A 21,318-nucleotide genomic window follows, 5' to 3' on the forward strand; every position below is an offset into this window, starting at 1 on the left:
CGATCCAAGAGAATCCCTGCATGAAGGTGGCTGTCTGGGCGACAGAGCGCGTAGTTGTCTGCAAGCAGGCATTGCTTGCCGTTGTACTCTGTTTGCTCACGGGTGTGGCCACTGCCCAGTCTCCAGCCCCTGCGGGTATGGCCGAACAGCGGGCCAAATCCGTCACCCAAGTTGTTCTCGGTATCCTCAGTTACGCGCGCTGGCCGGTAGAGCCTGCGCAGTTGCGCCTGTGTATCGTTGGCCCGACCGAATACACCGATGACCTGGTCAAGGGCACGACCCAGGCCACGGGTCGTCCGGTCATCGTGCGCCGACTCTTGGCCGACAATCCAGCCATCGTCAGCGAGTGCGACGCAGTCTATATCGGCAAACTCACCACAGACGAACGCAGCCGGCTGTTCGCGTCCCTGATCGGCCATCCGGTGCTGAGCATCAGCGAAGGCGGTGATCAATGCACGGTCGGCAGCCTGTTCTGCCTGCGGGTCGGCGATGAACAAGTGTCGTTCGAGGTCAATCTTGACTCCGTTGCCCGCAGCGGCGTGCGCATTCATCCCAGCGTGCTGCAGTTGTCGCGCCGCAAACCGGCGGTGCCATGAGACGCGACAAATCCACAGGGCGTCCGACCCTGGGCTCGGTCATCGGCCGTGGCAATCTGATTGTGGCGCTGGTCGCCGTGGCAATGGCCAGCGTGTCGCTGACGCTGCTCGGGGTGCTGGCGCTGCGGGTCTATGCCGATCACAACCTGCACTTGATCGCCCGCTCGATCAGTTACACCGTGGAAGCCGCCGTGGTGTTCAACGACAAGGCCGCCGCGACCGAAGCGCTGGCGTTGATCGCCTCGACCGAAGAAGTGGCCGATGCCCAGGTGCTGGACACTCAGGGCCAATTGCTCGCACGCTGGCAGCGTCCGGAGAACGGCCTGATTTCCGAGCTGGAGATGCAGGTCGCGCGAGTCATTCTGGAAAAACCCATCAACCTGCCGATCCAGCATCAGGATCGGGAGATAGGGCGGATCTTGCTGATCGGCCACGGTGGCAGCCTGATGCGTTTTCTGTTGAGCGGTCTGGCGGGGATCATTCTCTGCACGGCGATCAGCGCCTGGGTCGCGCTGTACCTGGCGCAGCGTCAGTTGCGCAGGATCATCGGCCCGTTGCACAGCCTGGCGGCGGTGGCGCATGCGGCCCGCAGCGAGCGGGCACTGGATCGACGGGTGCCACGGGCAAAAATTGCCGAACTGGACAACCTCGGCACCGACTTCAATGCCCTGCTCGATGAACTCGAATCCTGGCAAACCCACTTGCAGAGCGAGAACGAAACCCTCGCCCATCAGGCCAGCCACGACAGCCTCACCGGGTTGCCGAACCGGGCCTTTTTCGAAGGCCGCCTGATCCGTGCTCTGCGCAGTGCCCACAAGTTGAATGAGCAAGTGGCGGTGCTGTTTCTCGACAGCGACCGATTCAAGGACATCAACGACAACTTCGGTCATGCCGCCGGCGACGCGGTGCTGGTGGCGGTGGCGAATCGGGTGCGGGCGCAGTTGCGTGAAGAGGATCTGGTGGCGCGTCTGGGCGGTGACGAGTTCGCCGTTCTGCTCACGCCCTTGCACAAGACCGAAGACGCCGAACGCATTGCCGACAAGATCCTCGCCAGCATGGACACCCCGATTGCGCTGCCGGGCGACAGCAGTGTCGTGACGTCGCTCAGTATCGGCATCGCGGTTTACCCCGATCATGGCGTCACGCCCGGCACCTTGCTCGACGCGGCCGATGCCGCGATGTATCAAGCCAAGCGTTTGTCGCGCGGCGCCCAATTCACGGCCGGGACGGAGTACCCGGTCGATTCCGTTCAAACCAGGAGCTGATGCCCGTGTTCTCACTTTCCTTTCGACTGTTTTCCACCCTGTTGCTGACGGCCATGCTGGCCCTGACCGGTTGCCAGACCGCCCCGCAAAAAGGCCTGACGCCGGCCCAGGTCGCGGTTCTCAAGCAGCAAGGCTTCGAGCTGACCGATGACGGTTGGGAGTTCGGCCTGTCGGGCAAAGTGTTGTTTGGCAGCGATGTCGAAAGTCTTAACAAGCAAAGTACAGAAATCGTCGAGCGTATCGGCAAAGCGTTGCTGGGTGTCGGCATCGAACGGGTTCGGGTCGATGGCCACACCGACGCTTCGGGCAAGGAAACCTATAACCAGCAGCTGTCACTGCGTCGCGCGAAAAGCGTCGGCAAAGTGCTGACCTCGGTCGGCATGAAAGAAGAGAACATCCAGTTGCAAGGCCTCGGCAGCCGCGAACCGGTCGCCTCCAACGATACCGCCGTCGGCCGCACCGAAAACCGCCGGGTGTCGATCGTGGTCAGCGCCGATTAGTCGGCGAACTGCATCTCTCGAGTTTCACCCATCAACAGCGCCTGATTGCACTCGGTCACCTCGCGGATGTAATCCCACAACAGGGTGATCCGCTTGAGCTTACGCAGGTCTTCCCGGCAGTACATCCAGAACTGCCGGGTGATATCGATTTCCTCCGGCAGCACCGGCAACAGGCGCGGATCCTGAGCCGCGAGAAAGCACGGCAGAATCGCCAATGAGCGCCCCTGCTGCGCCGCCACGAACTGCGCAATCACGCTGGTGCTGCGTAAATTGGCGCTGGCACCGGGCAACACGTTCGCCAGATACAGCAGCTCCGAGCTGAACGCCAGGTCATCCACGTAACTGATGAATTGATGCTTGCCCAGGTCGGCGGGGCGGCGGATCGGCGGATGTTTGTCCAGGTATTCCTGGGTCGCGTAGAGCTGCAAGCGGTAGTCGCAGAGTTTGCAGCACACGTACGGCCCGTGTTCCGGGCGCTCGAGGGCGATGACGATGTCGGCCTCGCGTTTGGACAGGCTGATGAAGTGTGGCAGCGGCAGGATGTCCACCGAGATCGCCGGGTAGGCGTCGACGAAGTGGCTCAGTTGCGGGGTGATGAAGAAGCTGCCGAAACCTTCGGTGCAACCCATCCGCACGTGCCCGGACAGTGCGACGCCGGAGCCCGAAACTTGCTCGCAGGCCATGTGCAGCGTGCTTTCGATCGACTCGGCATAACTCAGCAGGCGTTGGCCTTCGGCAGTCAGCACAAAACCGCTGGTGCGCGACTTTTCGAACAGCAAGGTACCGAGCGCCGCTTCCAGCGAACTGATCCGCCGCGAAACGGTGGTGTAGTCCACCGCCAGGCGTTTGGCCGCCGTGCTGGCCTTGCGGGTACGGGCGACTTCGAGGAAAAACTTCAGATCGTCCCAATTCAGCGAGCCTAGAGAGGTGATGTTTTTTTGCATGATGGACGGGCTTATATGTGCGTTCTTATTAGAAGTTTGCACATCTATACTCCAAAAACAGTCCGACAACCAATTCGTGACACACGCCTCATCTCAAGGCGAACCTTTCGCCTTGGCTCCTACGATAAAAACAAGTTCTGGAGACCAGCATGAACGCATCGCTTACGCCCAACGAAACCACGATCCAGAAGGTCAAGCTGCTGATCGACGGCGAGTGGGTCGAGTCGCAGACCACCGAGTGGCACGACATCGTCAACCCGGCGACCCAGCAAGTGCTGGCCAAAGTCCCGTTCGCCACCGCCGCTGAAGTCGACGCTGCCGTCAGCGCCGCCCAGCGCGCCTTCCAGACCTGGAAGCTGACCCCGATCGGCGCGCGCATGCGCATCATGCTCAAGCTGCAAGCGCTGATCCGCGAACATTCCAAACGCATCGCCGTGGTGCTGAGCGCCGAGCAGGGCAAGACCATTGCCGATGCCGAGGGCGATATTTTCCGTGGCCTGGAAGTGGTCGAGCACGCCTGCTCCATCGGCAGCCTGCAGATGGGCGAGTTCGCCGAGAACGTGGCCGGCGGCGTCGACACCTACACTCTGCGCCAGCCGATCGGCGTCTGCGCCGGCATCACCCCGTTCAACTTCCCGGCGATGATTCCGCTGTGGATGTTCCCGATGGCCATTGCCTGCGGCAACACCTTCGTCCTCAAGCCATCGGAGCAGGATCCGCTGTCGACCATGTTGCTGGTGGAGCTGGCCATCGAAGCCGGCATCCCGGCTGGCGTGCTTAACGTCGTCCATGGTGGCAAGGACGTGGTTGACGGCTTGTGCACCCACAAGGACATCAAGGCCGTTTCATTCGTCGGTTCGACCGCCGTCGGCACTCACGTTTATGACCTGGCCGGTAAACACGGCAAGCGCGTGCAATCGATGATGGGCGCGAAGAACCACGCCGTAGTGCTGCCAGACGCCAATCGCGAGCAGGCGCTCAATGCGCTGGTCGGTGCCGGTTTCGGTGCGGCGGGTCAACGTTGCATGGCCACTTCGGTGGTGGTGCTGGTGGGCGCGGCCAAACAGTGGCTGCCGGATCTGAAAGCGCTGGCGCAGAAACTCAAGGTCAACGCCGGCAACGAGCCGGGCACCGATGTCGGCCCGGTCATTTCGAAAAAGGCCAAGGCGCGGATTCTCGATCTGATCGAAAGCGGCATCAAGGAAGGCGCCAAACTTGAGCTGGACGGTCGCGACATCAGCGTGCCGGGCTACGAGAACGGCAACTTCGTCGGCCCGACCCTGTTCTCCGGGGTCACCACCGACATGCAGATCTACACCCAGGAAATCTTCGGCCCGGTGCTGGTGGCGCTGGAAGTCGACACCCTCGATCAGGCCATCGCGCTGGTCAACGCCAACCCGTTCGGCAACGGCACCGGCCTGTTCACCCAGAGCGGTGCGGCGGCGCGTAAATTCCAGACTGAAATCGACGTCGGCCAGGTCGGCATCAACATCCCGATTCCGGTGCCGGTGCCGTTCTTCAGCTTCACCGGTTCGCGCGGTTCGAAACTCGGCGACCTCGGCCCGTACGGCAAGCAAGTGGTGCAGTTCTACACCCAGACCAAAACGGTCACGGCGCGCTGGTTCGACGACGACAGCGTCAACGACGGCGTGAACACCACCATCAACCTGCGCTGAGGAACGGCCATGAAAATCGCATTTATCGGGCTGGGCAACATGGGCGCGCCGATGGCGCGCAACCTGATCAAGGCCGGGCATTCGCTGAACCTGGTGGACCTGAACAAGACCGTGCTGGCGGAACTTGAGCAACTGGGCGGCACCATCCGCGCTTCGGCTCGCGAAGCTGCTGAAGATGCTGAACTGGTGATCACCATGTTGCCGGCTGCGGTGCATGTACGCAGCGTCTGGCTCGGTGAAGACGGCGTGCTGGCCGGGATCGGCAAAGGCGTGCCGGCAGTGGATTGCAGCACCATCGATCCGCAGACGGCGCGCGATGTGGCGGCGGCGGCTGCCAAACAAGGCGTGGCCATGGCCGATGCGCCGGTGTCCGGCGGCACAGGCGGCGCCACGGCCGGGACGCTGACCTTCATGGTCGGCGCCACCCCGGAACTGTTCGCCACTCTGCAACCGGTGCTGGCGCAGATGGGCCGCAACATCGTGCATTGCGGTGAGGTCGGCACCGGCCAGATCGCCAAGATCTGCAACAACCTGTTGCTCGCCATTTCGATGGTTGGCGTCAGCGAGGCGATGGCGCTGGGTGATGCGCTGGGGATCGACACCACGGTGCTCGCCGGGATCATCAACAGCTCTACCGGTCGTTGCTGGAGTTCGGAAATGTACAACCCATGGCCAGGCATCGTCGAAACGGCGCCGGCCTCACGCGGCTACACGGGTGGCTTCGGCGCCGAGCTGATGCTCAAGGATCTGGGGCTGGCTACTGAAGCGGCGCGTCAGGCCCATCAGCCAGTGGTGCTGGGCGCGGTGGCGCAGCAGTTGTATCAGGCGATGAGTCAGCGCGGGGAAGGGGGCAAGGACTTCTCGGCGATCATCAACAGCTATCGCAAGCCGCAGTAATCGTCGTCAGGCCTGTGCTCGTCACAGGTCTGCAATTCAGATGCAGTAGGTGTTGCCGGGAAATCACGTCGGGTGGTTTCCCGGCTTTTTTGTATCAGGCGAACACGAAATATTTGCGCACGGTCTCGACCACTTCCCAGGTGCCCTTCATGCCTGGCTCGACCACGAAGATGTCGCCGGCGCGCAGGTGGATCGGCTCCATGCCGTCCGGGGTAATCACACAGTAGCCTTCCTGGAAATGGCAGTACTCCCACTTCACATAGTCCACCCGCCACTTGCCCGGGGTGCAGATCCAGGTGCCCATGATCTTGCTGCCGTCTTCGCTGGTGTAGGCGTTGAGGTTGACGGTGTGCGGGTCGCCCTCGAGCTTTTCCCATTTGCAGGCGTCGAGTACGGGCAGGGGATGGGTGTCGCGCAGAACGGTGATAGGTGCGGGCATGACGGCTCCAGGCCAGAGGGAAATAGAGCCGTCACCGTAGCGTTCGTGGGGGCTGTCGAAGTGTCTGGGGTCGACCTCCAGATGTCTGTAAGCGCTGGAGCAAATCTGCACTCCTCCCTGATTTGCACCAACGCTGTGCATATAAAACGGTTTTGGTACAAGCGTGCACCATAAAAGTTCAATCAATTTTTAGACTAAAACGAGATAACCATTCTGACACCTATTGCAAAACAAAATCGTCTGTACTATAACATTCGTACTAAAGAACTATTCCTCAAAACGGAGCTTCATCTGAGTCACGGACAGACTTGAATCGGCTTTTTCTCATCTCGACAACTGACTTGGCCTTTGGCTCAAGTGTGAACTTCTATCTGTTGTTAATGAATAATGACAGTTGAATGAACCGGACAGTTAATAAGTGGCGCGGACGCAATGTCTCGCGTGCTTTGAGTTGAAGCCTTAAATGAACAGTTAATTAATTATTTGTGCACTGGCGGATTTATATCTGCGGGATACGCACGCCTCTCGGAATGTTATGTGCCCGGCATCAATGGAATGAGGCTTTATTGTGGACGACATAAACGTAATTGAAGTTTCGACGACTGTTGATAGTTCAAGTGAGCTTGGCCGGCACGTCTGGGTGCGTGCCGGCAGTCGCCTGACAAACGTGCAGATCGGCGATGAATGCTTCATCGGTTTCAGATGCGATTTGCAGCACGCGTTGGTCGGCAAGTCCAGCATGTTCGCCACCGGTGCGCAGTGCCTGGGGACGGCGCAGTCGCCGGTTCGGATTGCCGAAAACGTCTGGGTGGGCGCCAAGGCCACCGTGACTGCCGGTGTTTCCATCGGTGCCGGGGCCGTGGTGGCGGCTGGCGCGTTGGTGACCGCCGATGTGCCGCCGGACGCAATCGTCGTCGGTCGCCCGGCGCGGGTCATTGCCCAGCGCACTGTGGTCGAGGACGGCCGGCCGAGCCCGGAACCGGTGCTGGTCAAAGTCCGGGACCGGGCGCGTCAGGGCTTGCCGTCGATGCTCGATCGGTCCACGCAGTCGGTCGCACGGCTCAAGTCGCTGAACCCTGACACCCTGACCTGGGACATCAGCGACGACGCCTTGATCGATGCCGAATTGCGCGGCGGGGCGTCGGTGGAAATCGCCCGGGACTGCATCCTGATCGGGCGCAGCAGCCGCCAGGGCGGCGTGTCGCAATTGGGCGGTATCGAATTGGGCACCGGCGTGCGACTGGCGACCGGTGTGGTTATCGAAGCAGCCGGCGGCGTATCCGTCGGTGCCTTCAGCGAATTGTCCGAGGGGGTCACGATCGTGGCCTCCACCCATGATCATTCTTTCCGCTCACTGCCTTGGGAGGAGGCACCGGTGCGCATTGGAAGTCGTTGCGTTATTGGCGAGGGCGCCATCTTGGTAGGTCCACTGAATATTGGTGACGGTGCCGTTATCAAACCGTACTCGGTGGTTATAAGGGATGTATTGGAAAACACTGTGGTTCATGGCGTTGTTCAACTAATGGAGATTCAAGAATGATTTTATTTGCCCCCAATCCAACCGGTTCCGGTCACAACATGCGCGCGCTGTCCATCGCTCAGGCGATTAAAAAGCAGCGCCCGGACATGCCATTGACCGTGGCACTGGCTTCCTTGCAGCCGACCTTCACGCCGATGTTCGAAAAGTCTGGCGTTGAAGTAGTGGATATTGCCGGTCGTTTGGTCGATTACTCGAAAAAGAGCAACTTGTCGAAAGAACTCGACTGGAATAATTACATCGGCGGCTATATCGCCAATACCTTCTTGTCCGGTGAGCGGATTCTGTCTTACCTGGCGTTGATCGCCGAATACAAACCGACCGCTCTGGTGTCGGACTACAACATGGCCGCCTGCCTGGCCGCGATTTTCAGCGGTACGCCGCTGGTGTTCGTCACCGAGCGCTACGACTTCACCCTGTGCCAGCTCGAAGACCATGATCTGGCCGACGGCGGTTTCGAAGTCAACGCGCTGGAAATGGCCCGGGCCCGCACCGCGCTGCACAGCCAGTTCAACTGGATGATCAATCAGAGCCAACTGGTGCTGACCGACAAACCGTACGTGGCTTCCCTCGATCAGGGCACGCCGGTGGCCGAAGCGCTGGTCAGCGGCAAGGCGCATTTTGTCGGCCCGATGATCCGCGACATCAATGTGCAGACCGGATTGAATGTGCGCGAGCAACTGAACCTCGGCGACTCGCCGTTCATTGTGGCTTCGATCAGCGGCACTACGATGTTTGCGCAAAACAAGGACGCGCTGCTCGCTGCGTATCTGGACAGCTTCAAGATCCTGCGCGAGCGCAATCCGGAACTGAAACTGGTGCTGCTGGGCCGTCAGGATATCCAGGCTCAGGACGGCGTCGTCTGCGTGCCGTACTACCCGGACTGGATGGGTCTGCTGCGTGAAGCCTGCCTGCTGATTTCGGCGCCGGGCTGGATCACCGTAACGGAAATCGCGGCGATGAATATTCCGACCCTGTTCCTGTTGTCGTCCAAGTCCGAATACCACGAACTGGAAGCTCTGCGTCGTCTGGAGTTGCTGGGCTTCCCGACGCATATCGGATACGACCGTGATCGTATCGTCGAACTGATCCAGGGCGAACTGGAAAAAGACACCGGCGCTTCGACCTATTACGCACCGCATCAGCAAGTGGCCGCGCCGGATGGCGAAGGTGCCGCCCGCGCCGCGACGCGCATCATCGAGTTGTGCCAGGGCAGCGTTGTGTCGCTGACCGAAAGCAAAGCCGCTTAACCTCAAGGAAGAGGGATTCACCATGTCACTGCATCCGCAGTTTCTATTTGATCAAGGCCTCAAGGACATCGAGCACGGCGGCTTTTTCGCCGTGACCGATGCCAGTGGCGAGGTGGCGATTTCCAGCGACAAGCAGTTGCAGGATCAGGTCGCCGCGACGTTCTATCAGGCCGAGCACGGCGACGATGTCGAACTGCGTTTTGCCCATGACGGACTGATGCGTTTGCATGATGCGGCGAATGGCGGTTTCCACGAACTGGCCGACCGCTACTGGACGCCGCACGGCTCCGGGCGCTGCCGCACGCTGGCGTTGCAACTGGACGCGCTGGCGGCATTGATTGCCTATCAGCGCCGGGTGCCGCAGGACGCGGCGAACAATGCTGCGATCCACGGCCTGCTGGAAAAGGTCGAAGCGATCTACGCTCGGTCCACGGTCGCCGGCCTTTACAGCAGCGACTGGTCGACTCCGCTGGAGCTGGCGACTTCGATCGATCTCGACATCAGCGCCACGGCGTTGCTGGCGCGTATCGACAATCAGCCGTTGGGGCTGGGGTTGGTCGGGCACTTGCAAGTTCATGCAGAGAACCTGATCGGCCGGGTGGCCGGCAGCGACAGCCAATCCTGTGTCGATGTGGCGCTGACCCGTTGCGGTGTGCGTGCGCAGGTCAGCCTGGTGCTGGCGCAACTGGCTGATGCGCGCGACGACAATGCGCTGTCGAATCTGGCCCGTTCGTTCCTGCTGCAAACCCTGGCACTGTTCCGCGATCCGGCGTACGGCGGGTATTGGGATCGGGTCGGGATCAACGGCAAAGTGCGTTGCGACTGGCACACCTCGTACAAAAATCACGAGTCGCCATTCCCGATCAAGACCGCCTACGACGTGGCGTTGCTGTTGCAGGCGATTCAGGCCTTGCCGTCCGGCGCGAGCGAAGCGGATCGGGCTTCGGTGACGGCGGCGTTGCTGGAGTTTCATGACGCGCGCAATGGCGGTCTGTTCATGGGCAAGGGCTACTTCTGGTCGACCCCGGATGACCCGACCGTGCCGTTCATTCGCCAGTTCTGGGCGCCGCCGCGTCAGCCGGGGATCTTCAGCATCGGCAACCTGACGTACCTGCCGCTGCACCTGAAAAGCCTGAAAACCCAGCTCGCCGCTGCCCACGCTTTGCAGTCCATCGAGCCGGTCGCTGCCGTCACTCATCATGACGATGCGGCGCTGGTAAACCGTGAGCTGCAAGTGATCGATGGCGGTGGTGATGTGCAGCGCATTCACCCGAATGGCGTGCCGACCATCAATGTTGATCTGCAGCGTTATCTGGCGTGGCTGGCCAAGGCCCGGGCGTCGAATGAAACGCCCTACGGGCTGACCGCCGAAACCGCGCCGCTGGGTTTCCGTGCCGACAAGACCTGGCAGGTGTTCTCCGGGCTGCATGTGATTTCGGACTTGCATGCCTTGGGTCTGCAAATCGAAAACAAGGCCAGCCTGATCGATTGCATCAGGGCTTCGCAAAACACCGACGGAGGATTCGCCGAGCAGCCGGGTCATCTGAGCGATGTGTTCGCGACCTACTGCGCGGTGCTGTCGCTGCGAGTGCTGGGCGCGTTGCCGAACGATATCGGTGGTTGCGTGCGTTACCTGCAAGCGTGCCAGAACCCCGATGGCGGGTTCGGCGATGTACCGGGTTTCGGCTCGGACATCTGGCACACCAACCTGGCGGTGCTGTCGCTGCACGCCCTTGAAGCCAAGGCGCCGGACGAGCAGGGCGTGATGGCGTTTGCCTTGCGCTGCCGCTCGGTCGATGGCGGGTTCGCAAACAAGCCGGGTTATCCGCCGGACGCGTTTTCGGTGTACCGCGTGGTGTCGACGCTATTCATTCTCAACCGACGCATCGTCGATGCCGAACAGACCGTCGCCTGGCTGCAAAAGCTGCAACTGGCCAACGGCTCGTTCCATTACCGGCCGGGCAAAGCGGTCAGCCTGGTGGGTACTTACATGGCCATCGCAGCAATGTATTTGCTCGACGCGCAGCCGACGTATCTGCAGGAATCGAAAGACTGGATCGCTGCCCATCAGAAGCAGGACGGTGGTTTCGGCCCGCTCAACGCAACCTCGGCAACCACTGACGAAAGCTTCGTCTGCATCCAGACACTGCTGATTCTCGAACAAGGACTGTCGCCATACTGGGTCGCGTTGTTGAACTGACCCGCACACAGCATCGAAGGACGTTAAGTCATCATTTTGCCAGGGGAGGCGCTGATGAAAATTTTAGTGACAGGGGGCGCGGGCTTCATTGGCTCGGCCGTGGTGCGGTTTCTGATTGAAGAGACCGAATGTGAAGTGATCAACGTCGACAAACTGACCTACGCCGGCAACCTGGAATCGCTGGCCGATGTATCCGATTCGCCGCGTTACCGTTTCTGCCAGGTCGACATCTGCGACAAGCCGGCGCTGGACGAACTGTTCGCACGGCTGCAACCGGATGCGGTGATGCACCTGGCCGCCGAGTCCCACGTGGACCGCTCGATCGATGGCCCGCAAGCCTTCATCGAAACCAACATCGTCGGCACCTACACCCTGCTCGAAGCCGCGCGTGGTTACTGGAACCGACTGGACGCGGCGCGTCAGGCGGCGTTCCGTTTCCATCATATTTCTACCGACGAAGTTTACGGCGACCTGGAGCCTGAAGATCCGGCGTTCACCGAGCGTACGGCGTATGCGCCAAGTTCGCCGTACTCGGCAACCAAGGCCGGTTCCGATCATCTGGTCCGCGCCTGGCATCGCACTTTCGGCCTGCCGGTGGTGATGAGCAATTGCTCGAACAATTACGGGCCGTATCACTTCCCGGAAAAACTGATTCCTCACGTCATTCTCAATGCGCTGCAAGGCAAGCCGTTGCCGGTGTACGGCGATGGCGCGCAGATCCGCGACTGGCTGTTCGTCGAGGATCACGCCCGCGCCCTGTATGCGGTGGTCACGCGCGGTGAGGTCGGGCAGACCTACAACATCGGCGGCCACAACGAGAAGACCAACCTGGAAGTGGTGCGCACCTTGTGCGATCTGCTTGAAGCGCGCGGTGCGGAAAAACCGGCGGGCGTTGCGCACTTCCGCGACCTGATCACCTTCGTCAAGGATCGTCCGGGCCACGACAAACGCTATGCCGTCGATGCCGGAAAAATTCACGCGACGCTCGGCTGGACGCCACAGGAAACCTTCGAAAGCGGCATGCAGAAAACCGTCGACTGGTATCTGGACAACCGCGCCTGGTGGGTGCGGGTGATGTCCGGTGCCTACGCACTGGAGCGCCTCGGCGAGCAACGCGACGAAGCCCTCGTGGCCTGAACATTCAGTCATTCAAATCTCACTGCTTGAAAGGAAAAAAGCATGGCCAAGTACAAAGGAATACTGCTGGCGGGCGGCGCCGGTTCGCGTCTGCATCCGATCACCCTGGGCGTCTCGAAACAGTCGCTGCCGGTGTATGACAAACCGATGATCTACTACCCGCTGTCGGTGCTGATGCTGGCGGAAATCCGCGAGATCCTGATCATCTCCACCCCGGAAGATCTGCCGGGCTTTCAGCGCATGCTCGGCGACGGCAGCCAGTTGGGCCTGAGCCTGAGCTACGCGGTGCAACCGAGCCCGGACGGTCTCGCTCAAGCGTTCATCATCGGTCGCGAATTCGTCGGTGAAGACAACGTCTGCCTGGTGCTCGGCGACAATATTTTCTACGGCGCCGGTTTCGGTGAAACCCTGCTGCAAGCGGCGGCGCGTGATGAAGGCGCGACGGTGTTCGGCTACTACGTGGCCGATCCCGAGCGCTTTGGCGTGGTGGAATTCGATGCTGCCGGCAAGGCCCTGAGCATCTGCGAAAAACCGAGCGATCCAAAGTCCAACTACGCCGTCACCGGCCTGTATTTCTACGACAACGAAGTGCTGCAGATTGCCGCTGACATCAAGCCGTCGCCGCGCGGCGAGCTGGAGATCACTGACGTCAACAACGTCTATCTGCAACGCGGCAAATTGAACGTGTCAGTGATGGGCCGTGGCATGGCCTGGCTCGACACCGGCACCCACGACGCGTTGATGGAAGCGGGCAATTTCGTCCAGGCCATCGAGAAACGCCAAGGCCTGAAAATCGCCTGCCTCGAAGAAATCGCCTACCACAAGGGCTGGATCGACGACGCGCAGTTGCTGGTGCATGCGGGCAGCATGAGCAAGACCGGTTACGGTCAGTATCTGGCCCGTTTGATCCACGATGACGTGGTGGTGGCGATGGATGCGCAGCGCCCGTTGAAAGGCGCTGCCTGATCCAATGTGGGAGCGGGCTTGCTCGCTCCCACAGGTTCAGTGGCCGGTCACGCTGTCGAGTTGGGCAGCTTTGACCGTGGCGCGTGGATCGGCCGACGGAGTTTGCAAACGGGCCAGGCGATTGGCATGCGTCGGCGCTTCGGCCGCCAGCGGCGAGCGGCGTTTGCGGGTTTCTTCACGCAGCACCGGCAACACTTCCTTGCCGAACATGTCGAGTTGTTCCAGCACGGTTTTCAGCGGAATGCCGCCATGGTCGAACAGGAACAGCTGGCGCTGATAGTCGCCGAAGTACTCGCGGAAGGTCAGGGTCTTGTCGATGATTTCCTGAGGGCTGCCGACGGCCAGCGGGGTCATTTCCATGAACTCTTCCAGCGACGGGCCATGGCCGTACACCGGGGCGTTGTCGAAGTAGGGACGGAACTCCCGGCGCGCATCCTGCGAGTTGCGACGCATGAAAATATGCCCGCCGAGGCCGACGATCGCCTGCTCCGGCGTGCCGTGACCGTAATGGGCAAACCGTGCGCGGTAGAACTCGACCAGCGCCATGAAATGCTCACGGGGCCAGAGGATGTGGCTGGCAAAAAAACCGTCGCCGTAATAAGCGGCCTGCTCGGCGATTTCCGGGGTACGGATCGAGCCGTGCCAGACGAAGGGCGGCAGGTCATCGAGGGGCCTGGGGATCGAGGTGAAGTTTTTCAGCGGGGTGCGAAAGCGTCCGCTCCAGTTGAGGTCTTCTTCGCGCCAGAGACGGTGCAGCAGGCGATAGTTTTCCATCGCCAGTGGCAGACCGTCGGCGATGCTCTTGCCGAACCAGGGATAGACCGGCGCGGTGTTGCCCCGGCCGAGCATCAGGTCCATGCGCCCGCCGCAGAGGTTTTGCAGCAGTGAATATTCTTCGGCCAGGCGCACCGGATCGTTGGTGCTGATCAGGGTGGTGGACGTCGAAAGAATGATGCGTTGGGTCTTGGCGGCGATGTAGGCCAGCAGTGTGGTGGGAGAGGAGGTGATGAACGGAGGATTGTGGTGCTCGCCGGTGGCGAACACGTCCAGTCCGATGTCTTCGGCCTTCTGCGCAATTTGCAGGGTGGCCTGGATGCGCTCGGATTCGCTGGGGGTACGGGCGTTGGTAGGGTCTTGTGTGACGTCGCCAACGGTGTAGATCCCGAATTGCATAAAGCCTCCTTGCCTTGGGTAAAGGTGTGTTTGAAACCCTTGCCGCGAAGAATGAATCGTCGCGGCACTTGAAATGTACGCTTGTACACGTACAATCGCAATTCTGCATCATCGTCTGAACGGCTTTGAACACCTCATCGAGAGAGGAGCGCGACATGGAACTGGGATTTATCGGTCTGGGCACGATGGGCGCACCGATGGTGCTGAACCTGCTGAAAGCCGGGCATCGGGTCCGCGTGTGGAATCGTTCGACGGCACCGCTGGAAGCACTGGCTGCGGCCGGCGCCGAAGCTGTCGAGACACCGGCACTGGCAGCGCAGGCCGAGGTGCTGATTTCCATGCTCGGCGATGACACGGCAATCCGCTCCGTGTTCTTCGACGCCAAGGCGCTGGACGGTCTGCGGGCCGGCACCGTTCACGTCAACATGTCCACCGTATCGGTGGCGCTGGCCAAAGAACTGGCGACCGTGCATGAAGCACGCGGCGTTGGTTACGTGTCGGCACCGGTGCTCGGGCGAGTCGATGTGGCGGCTGCCGGCAATCTGAACATTCTCGCCTCCGGGCCCGTCGAAGCACTGGCTCGGGTACAACCGCTGTTCGATGTGCTGGGGCGCAAGACCTGGACGTTAGGCGACACGGCTGAAGTTGCCTGCGCTGCCAAACTGTCGGCCAACCTGATGATCGCTTCGGCGATCGAATCCATGGCTGAAGCCTCGACCCTGGCCGGCGGCTATGGCATCAGTCGCGAGGCGTTCATCGAGATGATCACCTCGACCCTGTTTGCCGTGCCGGTCTATCAGGGCTACGGCAAGCTGATGGTCGATGAAACATTCGAGCCGGCGGGTTTCAAATTGTCGCTCGGTCTCAAGGACGTGCGCCTGGCGCTGGAAGCCGGTGAAGCGGCGCAGGTACCGCTGCCGTTTGCCAGCGTGTTGAAGGACAACCTGCTGGACGGCATGGCCCATGGTCAGGCCGATCAGGACTGGGCCTCACTGTCGAAAGTCAGTGATCGGCGTGCCGGCGTGAAGTAATCCAAAAGTTTCAAGCAACGTAACTTGTGCGCAAGTTACGTTGGCCTCTTGCGCCTTGCGTTATTGTCGGACAGTGATTGCTCTTTTATTGGGAAATGAAAGAAGTCTGATAATAGTGCTTGTAAAATGTACGACTGTAGACGTACATTTTTATCGGGGTTTAACAACAATAAAAAGTTCTGTCTGTTTTTTCGTCTGCTGATCGTAAATAAATAATAGCTAGGAGCCGTTATGAAAAATCTAATGCAATGGAACAGCCTTCCCTCCGAATCCAATGAATGGCTCGAGAAGGTGCGTGCACTGAATCCGCTGATTATTCTGCACCGCGATTACAGCGAGCAGACCAATGCGACGCACAAGGATGTGATGTCCCGATTCTTCAAGGAAGGTTTTGGCCGGACCTCGGTGTCCAAGGCGTTCGGCGGGTCCCAGGTCGATATCCAGACCACCTCGGCCCTGCTGCTGGAATTCGCCCGGTTTGACGCCTCGCTGTCCTGGCAGCTGGCGGTGCAAGTGGCTATGGGGCGCCTGTCGGACTACCTGCCGGAAGCCACTTCCGAAGCGATCTACAACCACTGCGACGGTTTCGTGATCGGCGCCATCCACTCCGGTGGCGAAGCGCTGCCGATGGGCGACGAGTATCTGCTGAGCGGCAAATGGGCGTTCGCCAGCGGCTCGGCCCACGCCGACTGGCTGGTCTGCACCGCCACCGTCAAAGGCACCGAAAACAACACTAATCCGGAAGTGCGGATGTTCTTCGTGCCCGCCAGCCAATGCACCATCCTGCCGACCTGGGACACCCTGGGCATGCGCGGCACCGGCAGCCATCACTTCCAGTGCTCCAACGTGATCGTCCACAAGTCTTTCTCGCTGGATGTCGAAACCCTCAAGCAATCCCCCGAAGCGCGCACCTCACGGGCCTACGCCACCGGTTACTACGAGTTCGGCACCCTGGCGGCGATGTCCACCGTGCTGGGCGTGGCCCGGGCTGCGGTCGATCACTTCCGCAATGACCGCGCCGTGAACACCGATCCGGGCCTGGAAGGGGTGATCTTCGAGAAGACCGGTCGCGCCATATCCTCGGTGCATACCGCACAACTGCTGCTGGAAGATGCGATCCATCAGGTGATCAACCGGGGTGAAACCATCGGCGAACCGGTCAGCGCCCGCGTCGGCCTGGCCGCCTCGGTGCTGACCGAGAACTCGGTCAATGCGGTCAACCAGATCTACTCGATGGCCGGTTCCAAAGCCGTCTACAAGTCGCACTTCCTGGAGCGTTGCTTCCGCGATATCCACACCGGTTCGAAGCACTTCACGTTGTCGCCTTTGAACTTGCACGGTATCGGCAAGTATTACCTGGATAAAACCAACGTACTGGCCGCGGCGTAACAGCGGATAAATAAAGCGGGCGCGTTTACAAGTGAAAGTTCACAGGGATCGATAACGCGCCCGTCTTTAGTTGCACCTTTATTTTCTTAAAACTCAAACTTTTGTGCTCGCAGCAAAGAGTCAAGGGAGTGCCACATGCTTGCTCGAAACATTATCAAGTCGCTGATCTTTATTGTTCTTGTGGTGGTGTTATCCGCTGCACTGGGCTGGCGTTTCTGGTCGCCGCCACCGGCGGCGGCCGAGCAACGGATCCCCAGCACCCGGGTCGGTCTGGCCGTGGTCAAAAAGCAGCCTTACACCTACTACCTCGAGGCCATCGGCAAACTCGAAGCCCAGCGCCAGGTGCTGGTGTCGGCTGAAGTCAGCGGCAAAGTGGTGGACATCGATTTCGAGTCCGGCGATGAAGTGAAGGCGGGGCAAGTGCTGCTCAAGCTCAACGACGCGCCGGAGCAAGGTGAACTGGTGCGCCTGAAAGGCGAGTACGAATCGGCCAAGGCCCAGTTCGCACGGGTTCAGGAACTGGCCAAGACGGGCGCCGAAAGCCGTCGCGCCTTCGACAGTGCCCGCGCTCAATACGACGCGGCCAAGGGCGACATGGAGCGTATGCAGGCGCAGATCGCTCAACGCCACATTCGTGCGCCGTTCGCCGGCACCCTAGGCATTCGCCAGGCGCACCTGGGCCAATACCTTCAGGCCGGCAGCGCGGTGGCAACCCTGACCGATCCGGGCGTGCTGCGCGTCAACTTCACCCTCGCCGAGCGCGATGGCTCGCAAGTGCAACTGGGCCAGACCGTGCAGGCCAAGGTCGATGCCTGGGGTGATGTGACCTTCGCCGGCAAGATCGTCGCGGTCGATCCGCAGATCAATCAGTCCCACACCATCAACGTTCAAGCGGTCATCACCGACACGCAAAAACGCCTGCGTCCCGGCATGTACGCACGGGTCTCGGTGACCCTGCCGCAGACCGCCGAGCTGCTGATTCCGGAAACCGCGATCACCTACAACGCCTACGGCGAGAGCGTGTTCTCGGTCTACACCGACGAGGCCGGGGTGCAGAAGGTCAAGCGTGAAAGCATCAAGGTCGGCGAGCGCCGCGATGGCTGGGCGGTGGTCGACAAGGGCCTGACCGAAGGCGTGCAGGTGGTGACGTCCGGCCAGCTCAAACTCCACGACGGCGTGGCGGTGGAAGGTGTCCCGGACACGATTGCTCTTAAACTCAGTGGGCTGGAAAAATGAATTTCACCGACCTCTTTCTTCGCCGCCCGGTGCTGGCCGTGGTGGTCAGCACGCTGATCCTGCTGTTCGGGGTGCGTGCGCTGATGAACCTGCCGATCCGCCAGTACCCGATGCTGGAAACGTCGACCATCACGGTCACGACCCAATATCCCGGCGCCTCTTCGGAACTGATGCAAGGCTTCGTCACGCAACCGATCAGCCAGGCCGTGGCCTCGGTCGAGGGCATCGACTATCTGTCGTCAGCCTCGACCCAGGGCCGCAGCCAGGTGACGATCCGCATGGCACTCAACAGTGACTCCATCGCGGCGCTGACCGAGGTCATGGCCAAGGTTAACCAGATCAAATACCGCTTGCCGAAGGACGCCTACGACCCGGTGGTGGAGCGCACGTCCGGCGGTTTCACCAGCGTGGCCTACGTCGCGTTCGCCAGCTCCAACCTGACCATTCCGGAGATGTCGGATTACATCTCCCGCGTCGTCGAGCCGATGTTCGCCGGCATCGAAGGCGTGGCCAAGATCAACATCATGGGCGAGCAGAAATTGTCCATGCGCCTGTGGCTCGACCCGCAGCGTCTGGCCGGTTACGGCATGACCGGGCAGGACGTGTCGGCGGCGATCGAGGGCAACAACTTCCAGGCGGCGCCGGGTCAGGTCAAAGGCCTGTACGTGGTCAGCAACCTGCGGGTCAACACCGACCTAAACAGCGTCGAAGACTTCCGCGACATGGTGCTGCGCAACGACAACGGCCACATCATCCGTGTGCGAGACGTCGGCACCGTGGAGCTGAACGCCGCCTCCACCGACACCAGTGGCGCGATGAGCGATGTGCCGGCGCTGTTCCTCGGCCTGGACGCGGCGCCGACCGGCAACCCGCTGGTGATCGTCAAACGCGTGCGTGAATTGCTGCCGCAGATCCAGGAAACCCTGCCACCGGGCGTGACCGTGCAGATCCCGTTCGAAGTGGCGCATTTCATTCAGTCGTCGATCGACGAGGTGAGCTACACCCTGCTCGAAGCGCTGGTGATCGTGGTGCTGGTGATCTACCTGTGCCTGGGCACGTTCCGCACTGTGCTGATTCCGCTGGTGACGATTCCGCTGTCGATGCTCGGCGCGGCGATGCTGATGCAGATGTTCGGCTTCAGCCTCAACCTGCTGACCTTGCTGGCGATGGTTTTGGCCATCGGGCTGGTGGTTGACGACGCCATCGTCGTGGTGGAGAACGTCCACCGTCACATCGAAGAGGGCAAGAGCCCGTTCGAAGCGGCGCTGATCGGCGCGCGCGAAGTGGCGGGTCCGGTGGTGGCGATGACCTTCACCCTGGCGGCGGTGTATGCGCCGATCGGTCTGATGGGCGGCCTCACCGGCACGCTGTTCAAGGAGTTCGCGCTGACCCTGGCCGGCGCCGTGGTGATTTCCGGCATCGTCGCGCTGACCCTGTCGCCGATCATGAGTACCCGTCTGCTGGACGCGAAAACCAGCGAAGGTTTCATGGCGGTCAAGGCAGATCGATTCTTCCAGTACCTGTCCCGTCGTTATGGCGCGCTGCTCGGCGGTTCGCTGGCGCGGCGCTGGATCAGTCTGAGCGTGGCGCTGGTGATCTTCTTCAGCCTGCCGTTCCTCTATCGCTCGGCGCAGACCGAACTGGCGCCGCTGGAAGACCAGAACATCCTGCTGACCGCGATCAAGGCGCCGCAGCACGCCAACCTGAATTACCTCGAGGCCTACGCCCACGAGTTGTACAAGACCTTCAACGAAATCCCCGAGGGTTACAGCAACTGGGTGGCGAACGGTTCCGACGGTCTGTCCAACAGCGTCGGCGGGATCAACCTGGTGGACTGGGAAAAGCGCGGCCGCGATGCCAACACCATCCAGCCTGACTTGCAGGCGCGGGTGAACCAGATCGAAGGCACGAGCATTTTCGTGTTCCAGATGCCGCCGCTGCCGGGCTCCACTGGTGGTCTGCCGGTGCAGATGGTGATCCGCAGCGATCAGGAATACCTGGCGCTGTACAACGTGATGGATCAGCTCAAGCAGGCCGCGCAGGCCAGCGGTCTGTTCGCGGTGGTCGACAGTGATCTGGACTTCAACAACCCGGTGGTGGAAATCCAGGTCGACCGGGCCAAGGCCAACGCCCTGGGCATTCGCATGCAGGACATCGGCGAAACGCTGAACAGCCTGATCGGTGAGAAGTACGTCAACCGGTTCTCGTTCCATGGTCGCTCCTACGACGTGATCCCGCAGTCGGTGTCGGCGGATCGCCTGACCCCGGAAACCCTGAAGCTGTATTACGTGAAGGATCAGAAGGGCAATCCGGTGCCGCTGTCGACGCTGGCCACTCTCAGCGTCAAGGTCGAGCCGAATCGCCTGACCCAGTTCAACCAGCAGAACTCCGCCACGTTCCAGGCCATTCCGGCGCCGGGCGTGACGTTGGGTGATGCGGTGGGCTTCCTGCAAAAACAATCGGAAGGTTTCCCGGCCGGCTTCAGTTTCGACTGGCAGTCCGACGCCCGCCAATACGTGCAGGAAGGCAACAGCCTGGCGTTCACCTTCGGCCTGGCCCTGGTGATCATCTACTTGGTGCTGAGCGTGCAGTACGAGAGCTTCCGCGACCCGTTCATCATTCTGATCAGCGTGCCGCTGTCGATCTGCGGGGCCCTGGTGCCGCTGGCGCTGGGCATGACGTCGATGAACATCTACACCCAGATCGGCCTGATCACGCTGATCGGTCTGATCAGTAAGCACGGGATTCTTATGGTTGCGTTCGCCAACGAGTTGCAGCGCCAGCAAGGCATGGACCGCGTGCAAGCCATTCAGCATGCCGCGCAGGTGCGTCTGCGGCCGATCCTGATGACCACCGCAGCGATGGTGGTCGGCCTCGCGCCGCTGTTGTTCGCCAGCGGTGCCGGCGCCAACAGCCGCTTCGGCCTGGGCCTGGTGATTGTGGTGGGGATGCTGATCGGCACCTTGTTCACCCTGTTCATTCTGCCGTCGGTGTACACGCTGCTCAGTTCGATCAAGCAACCGAGCCACGCACCCGAAGCCGAGCCGGCCGGTGTGCCGCAACCCATCCTGTGAGGACGTGA

General features: G+C 60.9%; 17 protein-coding genes. 14 read left to right on the plus strand and 3 right to left on the minus strand.

Annotated elements, in window-relative coordinates; genetic code table 11:
- The first annotated feature begins 20 nt into the window (after positions 1 to 20).
- The 3 genes from yfiR to yfiB are packed head-to-tail and all read left to right on the plus strand — an operon-like array spanning position 21 to position 2,361.
- On the plus strand, positions 21 to 596 hold the full coding sequence (gene yfiR, locus ACEN93_RS20445; RefSeq protein ID WP_495610442.1) for a regulatory sequestration protein YfiR: 576 nt from the start codon (positions 21 to 23) through the stop codon (positions 594 to 596).
- On the plus strand, positions 593 to 1,861 hold the full coding sequence (gene dgcN / locus ACEN93_RS20450; protein WP_074692019.1) for a diguanylate cyclase DgcN/YfiN: 1,269 nt from the start codon (positions 593 to 595) through the stop codon (positions 1,859 to 1,861). Before yfiR ends, dgcN begins: the two co-directional genes overlap by 4 nt.
- On the plus strand, positions 1,861 to 2,361 hold the full coding sequence (gene yfiB / locus ACEN93_RS20455) for an outer membrane lipoprotein YfiB (RefSeq protein WP_495610443.1): 501 nt from the start codon (positions 1,861 to 1,863) through the stop codon (positions 2,359 to 2,361). Before dgcN ends, yfiB begins: the two co-directional genes overlap by 1 nt.
- On the opposite strand, the gene ACEN93_RS20460 is transcribed toward yfiB, so the two are convergent.
- Entirely contained in the window at positions 2,358 to 3,305 is a 948-nt protein-coding gene (locus ACEN93_RS20460) for a LysR family transcriptional regulator (RefSeq protein ID WP_103387294.1), read from the minus strand. The two genes, yfiB and ACEN93_RS20460, sit on opposite strands and share 4 nt — an antisense overlap.
- 149 nt (positions 3,306 to 3,454) lie before the next feature.
- Here ACEN93_RS20460 and ACEN93_RS20465 point away from each other — a divergent pair, with 149 nt between their 5' ends.
- Both ACEN93_RS20465 and mmsB read left to right on the plus strand, forming a co-directional pair.
- The gene (locus ACEN93_RS20465; protein ID WP_039772936.1) at positions 3,455 to 4,981 is read left to right on the plus strand and encodes a CoA-acylating methylmalonate-semialdehyde dehydrogenase; all 1,527 of its coding nucleotides are present in this window, start codon (positions 3,455 to 3,457) and stop codon (positions 4,979 to 4,981) included.
- 9 nt (positions 4,982 to 4,990) lie between these two features.
- Complete coding sequence (gene mmsB / locus ACEN93_RS20470; RefSeq protein WP_039772935.1) at positions 4,991 to 5,878, plus strand: 3-hydroxyisobutyrate dehydrogenase; 888 nt, start codon at positions 4,991 to 4,993, stop codon at positions 5,876 to 5,878.
- Between the two features lie 94 nt (positions 5,879 to 5,972).
- Here mmsB and ACEN93_RS20475 read toward each other — a convergent pair whose 3' ends face one another.
- Positions 5,973 to 6,317, minus strand: coding sequence for a cupin domain-containing protein (locus tag ACEN93_RS20475; RefSeq protein WP_007953863.1), 345 nt, complete (start codon positions 6,315 to 6,317; stop codon positions 5,973 to 5,975).
- 640 nt (positions 6,318 to 6,957) lie between these two features.
- On the opposite strand from ACEN93_RS20475, the gene ACEN93_RS20480 reads away from it, so the two are divergent.
- Genes ACEN93_RS20480 through rfbA form a run of 5 tightly spaced genes read left to right on the plus strand, consistent with a single transcriptional unit; the run spans position 6,958 to position 13,407 of the window.
- Positions 6,958 to 7,857, plus strand: coding sequence for an acyltransferase (locus tag ACEN93_RS20480; RefSeq protein ID WP_349238164.1), 900 nt, complete (start codon positions 6,958 to 6,960; stop codon positions 7,855 to 7,857).
- Positions 7,854 to 9,104, plus strand: coding sequence for a hypothetical protein (locus tag ACEN93_RS20485; RefSeq protein WP_495610444.1), 1,251 nt, complete (start codon positions 7,854 to 7,856; stop codon positions 9,102 to 9,104). Before ACEN93_RS20480 ends, ACEN93_RS20485 begins: the two co-directional genes overlap by 4 nt.
- Before the next feature lie 22 nt (positions 9,105 to 9,126).
- Positions 9,127 to 11,304 carry a prenyltransferase/squalene oxidase repeat-containing protein gene (locus tag ACEN93_RS20490; RefSeq protein ID WP_495610445.1) on the plus strand — a complete coding sequence of 726 codons (2,178 nt, stop codon included), beginning with the start codon at positions 9,127 to 9,129 and terminating at the stop codon, positions 11,302 to 11,304.
- A 54-nt stretch (positions 11,305 to 11,358) separates the two neighbouring features.
- Entirely contained in the window at positions 11,359 to 12,441 is a 1,083-nt protein-coding gene (gene rfbB, locus ACEN93_RS20495; RefSeq protein ID WP_495610446.1) for a dTDP-glucose 4,6-dehydratase, read from the plus strand.
- A 42-nt stretch (positions 12,442 to 12,483) separates the two neighbouring features.
- The gene (gene rfbA, locus ACEN93_RS20500; protein WP_011332341.1) at positions 12,484 to 13,407 is read left to right on the plus strand and encodes a glucose-1-phosphate thymidylyltransferase RfbA; all 924 of its coding nucleotides are present in this window, start codon (positions 12,484 to 12,486) and stop codon (positions 13,405 to 13,407) included.
- Between the two features lie 36 nt (positions 13,408 to 13,443).
- On the opposite strand, the gene ACEN93_RS20505 is transcribed toward rfbA, so the two are convergent.
- Positions 13,444 to 14,580: an LLM class flavin-dependent oxidoreductase gene (locus tag ACEN93_RS20505; RefSeq protein ID WP_039772929.1), complete on the minus strand. Its 1,137-nt coding sequence runs from the start codon at positions 14,578 to 14,580 to the stop codon at positions 13,444 to 13,446.
- Positions 14,581 to 14,705: 125 nt separating this feature from the next.
- Between ACEN93_RS20505 and ACEN93_RS20510 the strand changes: the two genes are divergently transcribed.
- The 4 genes from ACEN93_RS20510 to ACEN93_RS20525 all read left to right on the plus strand — a co-directional run bounded on the left by ACEN93_RS20510 (position 14,706) and on the right by ACEN93_RS20525 (position 21,310).
- On the plus strand, positions 14,706 to 15,611 hold the full coding sequence (locus ACEN93_RS20510; RefSeq protein WP_495610447.1) for an NAD(P)-dependent oxidoreductase: 906 nt from the start codon (positions 14,706 to 14,708) through the stop codon (positions 15,609 to 15,611).
- A gap of 231 nt (positions 15,612 to 15,842) precedes the next feature.
- The gene (locus tag ACEN93_RS20515; RefSeq protein WP_495610448.1) at positions 15,843 to 17,000 is read left to right on the plus strand and encodes an acyl-CoA dehydrogenase family protein; all 1,158 of its coding nucleotides are present in this window, start codon (positions 15,843 to 15,845) and stop codon (positions 16,998 to 17,000) included.
- A 135-nt stretch (positions 17,001 to 17,135) separates the two neighbouring features.
- On the plus strand, positions 17,136 to 18,236 hold the full coding sequence (locus ACEN93_RS20520; protein ID WP_039772925.1) for an efflux RND transporter periplasmic adaptor subunit: 1,101 nt from the start codon (positions 17,136 to 17,138) through the stop codon (positions 18,234 to 18,236).
- Positions 18,233 to 21,310 (plus strand): MexW/MexI family multidrug efflux RND transporter permease subunit, encoded by a 3,078-nt coding sequence (locus tag ACEN93_RS20525; RefSeq protein WP_011332346.1) that lies wholly within the window; start codon positions 18,233 to 18,235, stop codon positions 21,308 to 21,310. Before ACEN93_RS20520 ends, ACEN93_RS20525 begins: the two co-directional genes overlap by 4 nt.
- Positions 21,311 to 21,318: the final 8 nt, after the last annotated feature.

The sequence above is a fragment of the Pseudomonas sp. Pseusp21 genome (assembly GCF_059492145.1).

What these genes read in the sequence shown, in the direction of transcription:
- yfiB (WP_495610443.1), top strand. Translation starts at nt 1,861, where the DNA reads ATGCCCGTGTTCTCACTTTCCTTTCGACTGTTTTCCACCCTGTTGCTG.
- yfiR (WP_495610442.1), top strand. Translation starts at nt 21, where the DNA reads ATGAAGGTGGCTGTCTGGGCGACAGAGCGCGTAGTTGTCTGCAAGCAG.
- rfbA (WP_011332341.1), top strand. Translation starts at nt 12,484, where the DNA reads ATGGCCAAGTACAAAGGAATACTGCTGGCGGGCGGCGCCGGTTCGCGT.
- ACEN93_RS20465 (WP_039772936.1), top strand. Translation starts at nt 3,455, where the DNA reads ATGAACGCATCGCTTACGCCCAACGAAACCACGATCCAGAAGGTCAAG.
- ACEN93_RS20505 (WP_039772929.1), bottom strand. Translation starts at nt 14,580, where the DNA reads ATGCAATTCGGGATCTACACCGTTGGCGACGTCACACAAGACCCTACC.
- dgcN (WP_074692019.1), top strand. Translation starts at nt 593, where the DNA reads ATGAGACGCGACAAATCCACAGGGCGTCCGACCCTGGGCTCGGTCATC.
- rfbB (WP_495610446.1), top strand. Translation starts at nt 11,359, where the DNA reads ATGAAAATTTTAGTGACAGGGGGCGCGGGCTTCATTGGCTCGGCCGTG.
- mmsB (WP_039772935.1), top strand. Translation starts at nt 4,991, where the DNA reads ATGAAAATCGCATTTATCGGGCTGGGCAACATGGGCGCGCCGATGGCG.
- ACEN93_RS20460 (WP_103387294.1), bottom strand. Translation starts at nt 3,305, where the DNA reads ATGCAAAAAAACATCACCTCTCTAGGCTCGCTGAATTGGGACGATCTG.
- ACEN93_RS20520 (WP_039772925.1), top strand. Translation starts at nt 17,136, where the DNA reads ATGCTTGCTCGAAACATTATCAAGTCGCTGATCTTTATTGTTCTTGTG.
- ACEN93_RS20485 (WP_495610444.1), top strand. Translation starts at nt 7,854, where the DNA reads ATGATTTTATTTGCCCCCAATCCAACCGGTTCCGGTCACAACATGCGC.
- ACEN93_RS20490 (WP_495610445.1), top strand. Translation starts at nt 9,127, where the DNA reads ATGTCACTGCATCCGCAGTTTCTATTTGATCAAGGCCTCAAGGACATC.
- ACEN93_RS20525 (WP_011332346.1), top strand. Translation starts at nt 18,233, where the DNA reads ATGAATTTCACCGACCTCTTTCTTCGCCGCCCGGTGCTGGCCGTGGTG.
- ACEN93_RS20515 (WP_495610448.1), top strand. Translation starts at nt 15,843, where the DNA reads ATGAAAAATCTAATGCAATGGAACAGCCTTCCCTCCGAATCCAATGAA.
- ACEN93_RS20475 (WP_007953863.1), bottom strand. Translation starts at nt 6,317, where the DNA reads ATGCCCGCACCTATCACCGTTCTGCGCGACACCCATCCCCTGCCCGTA.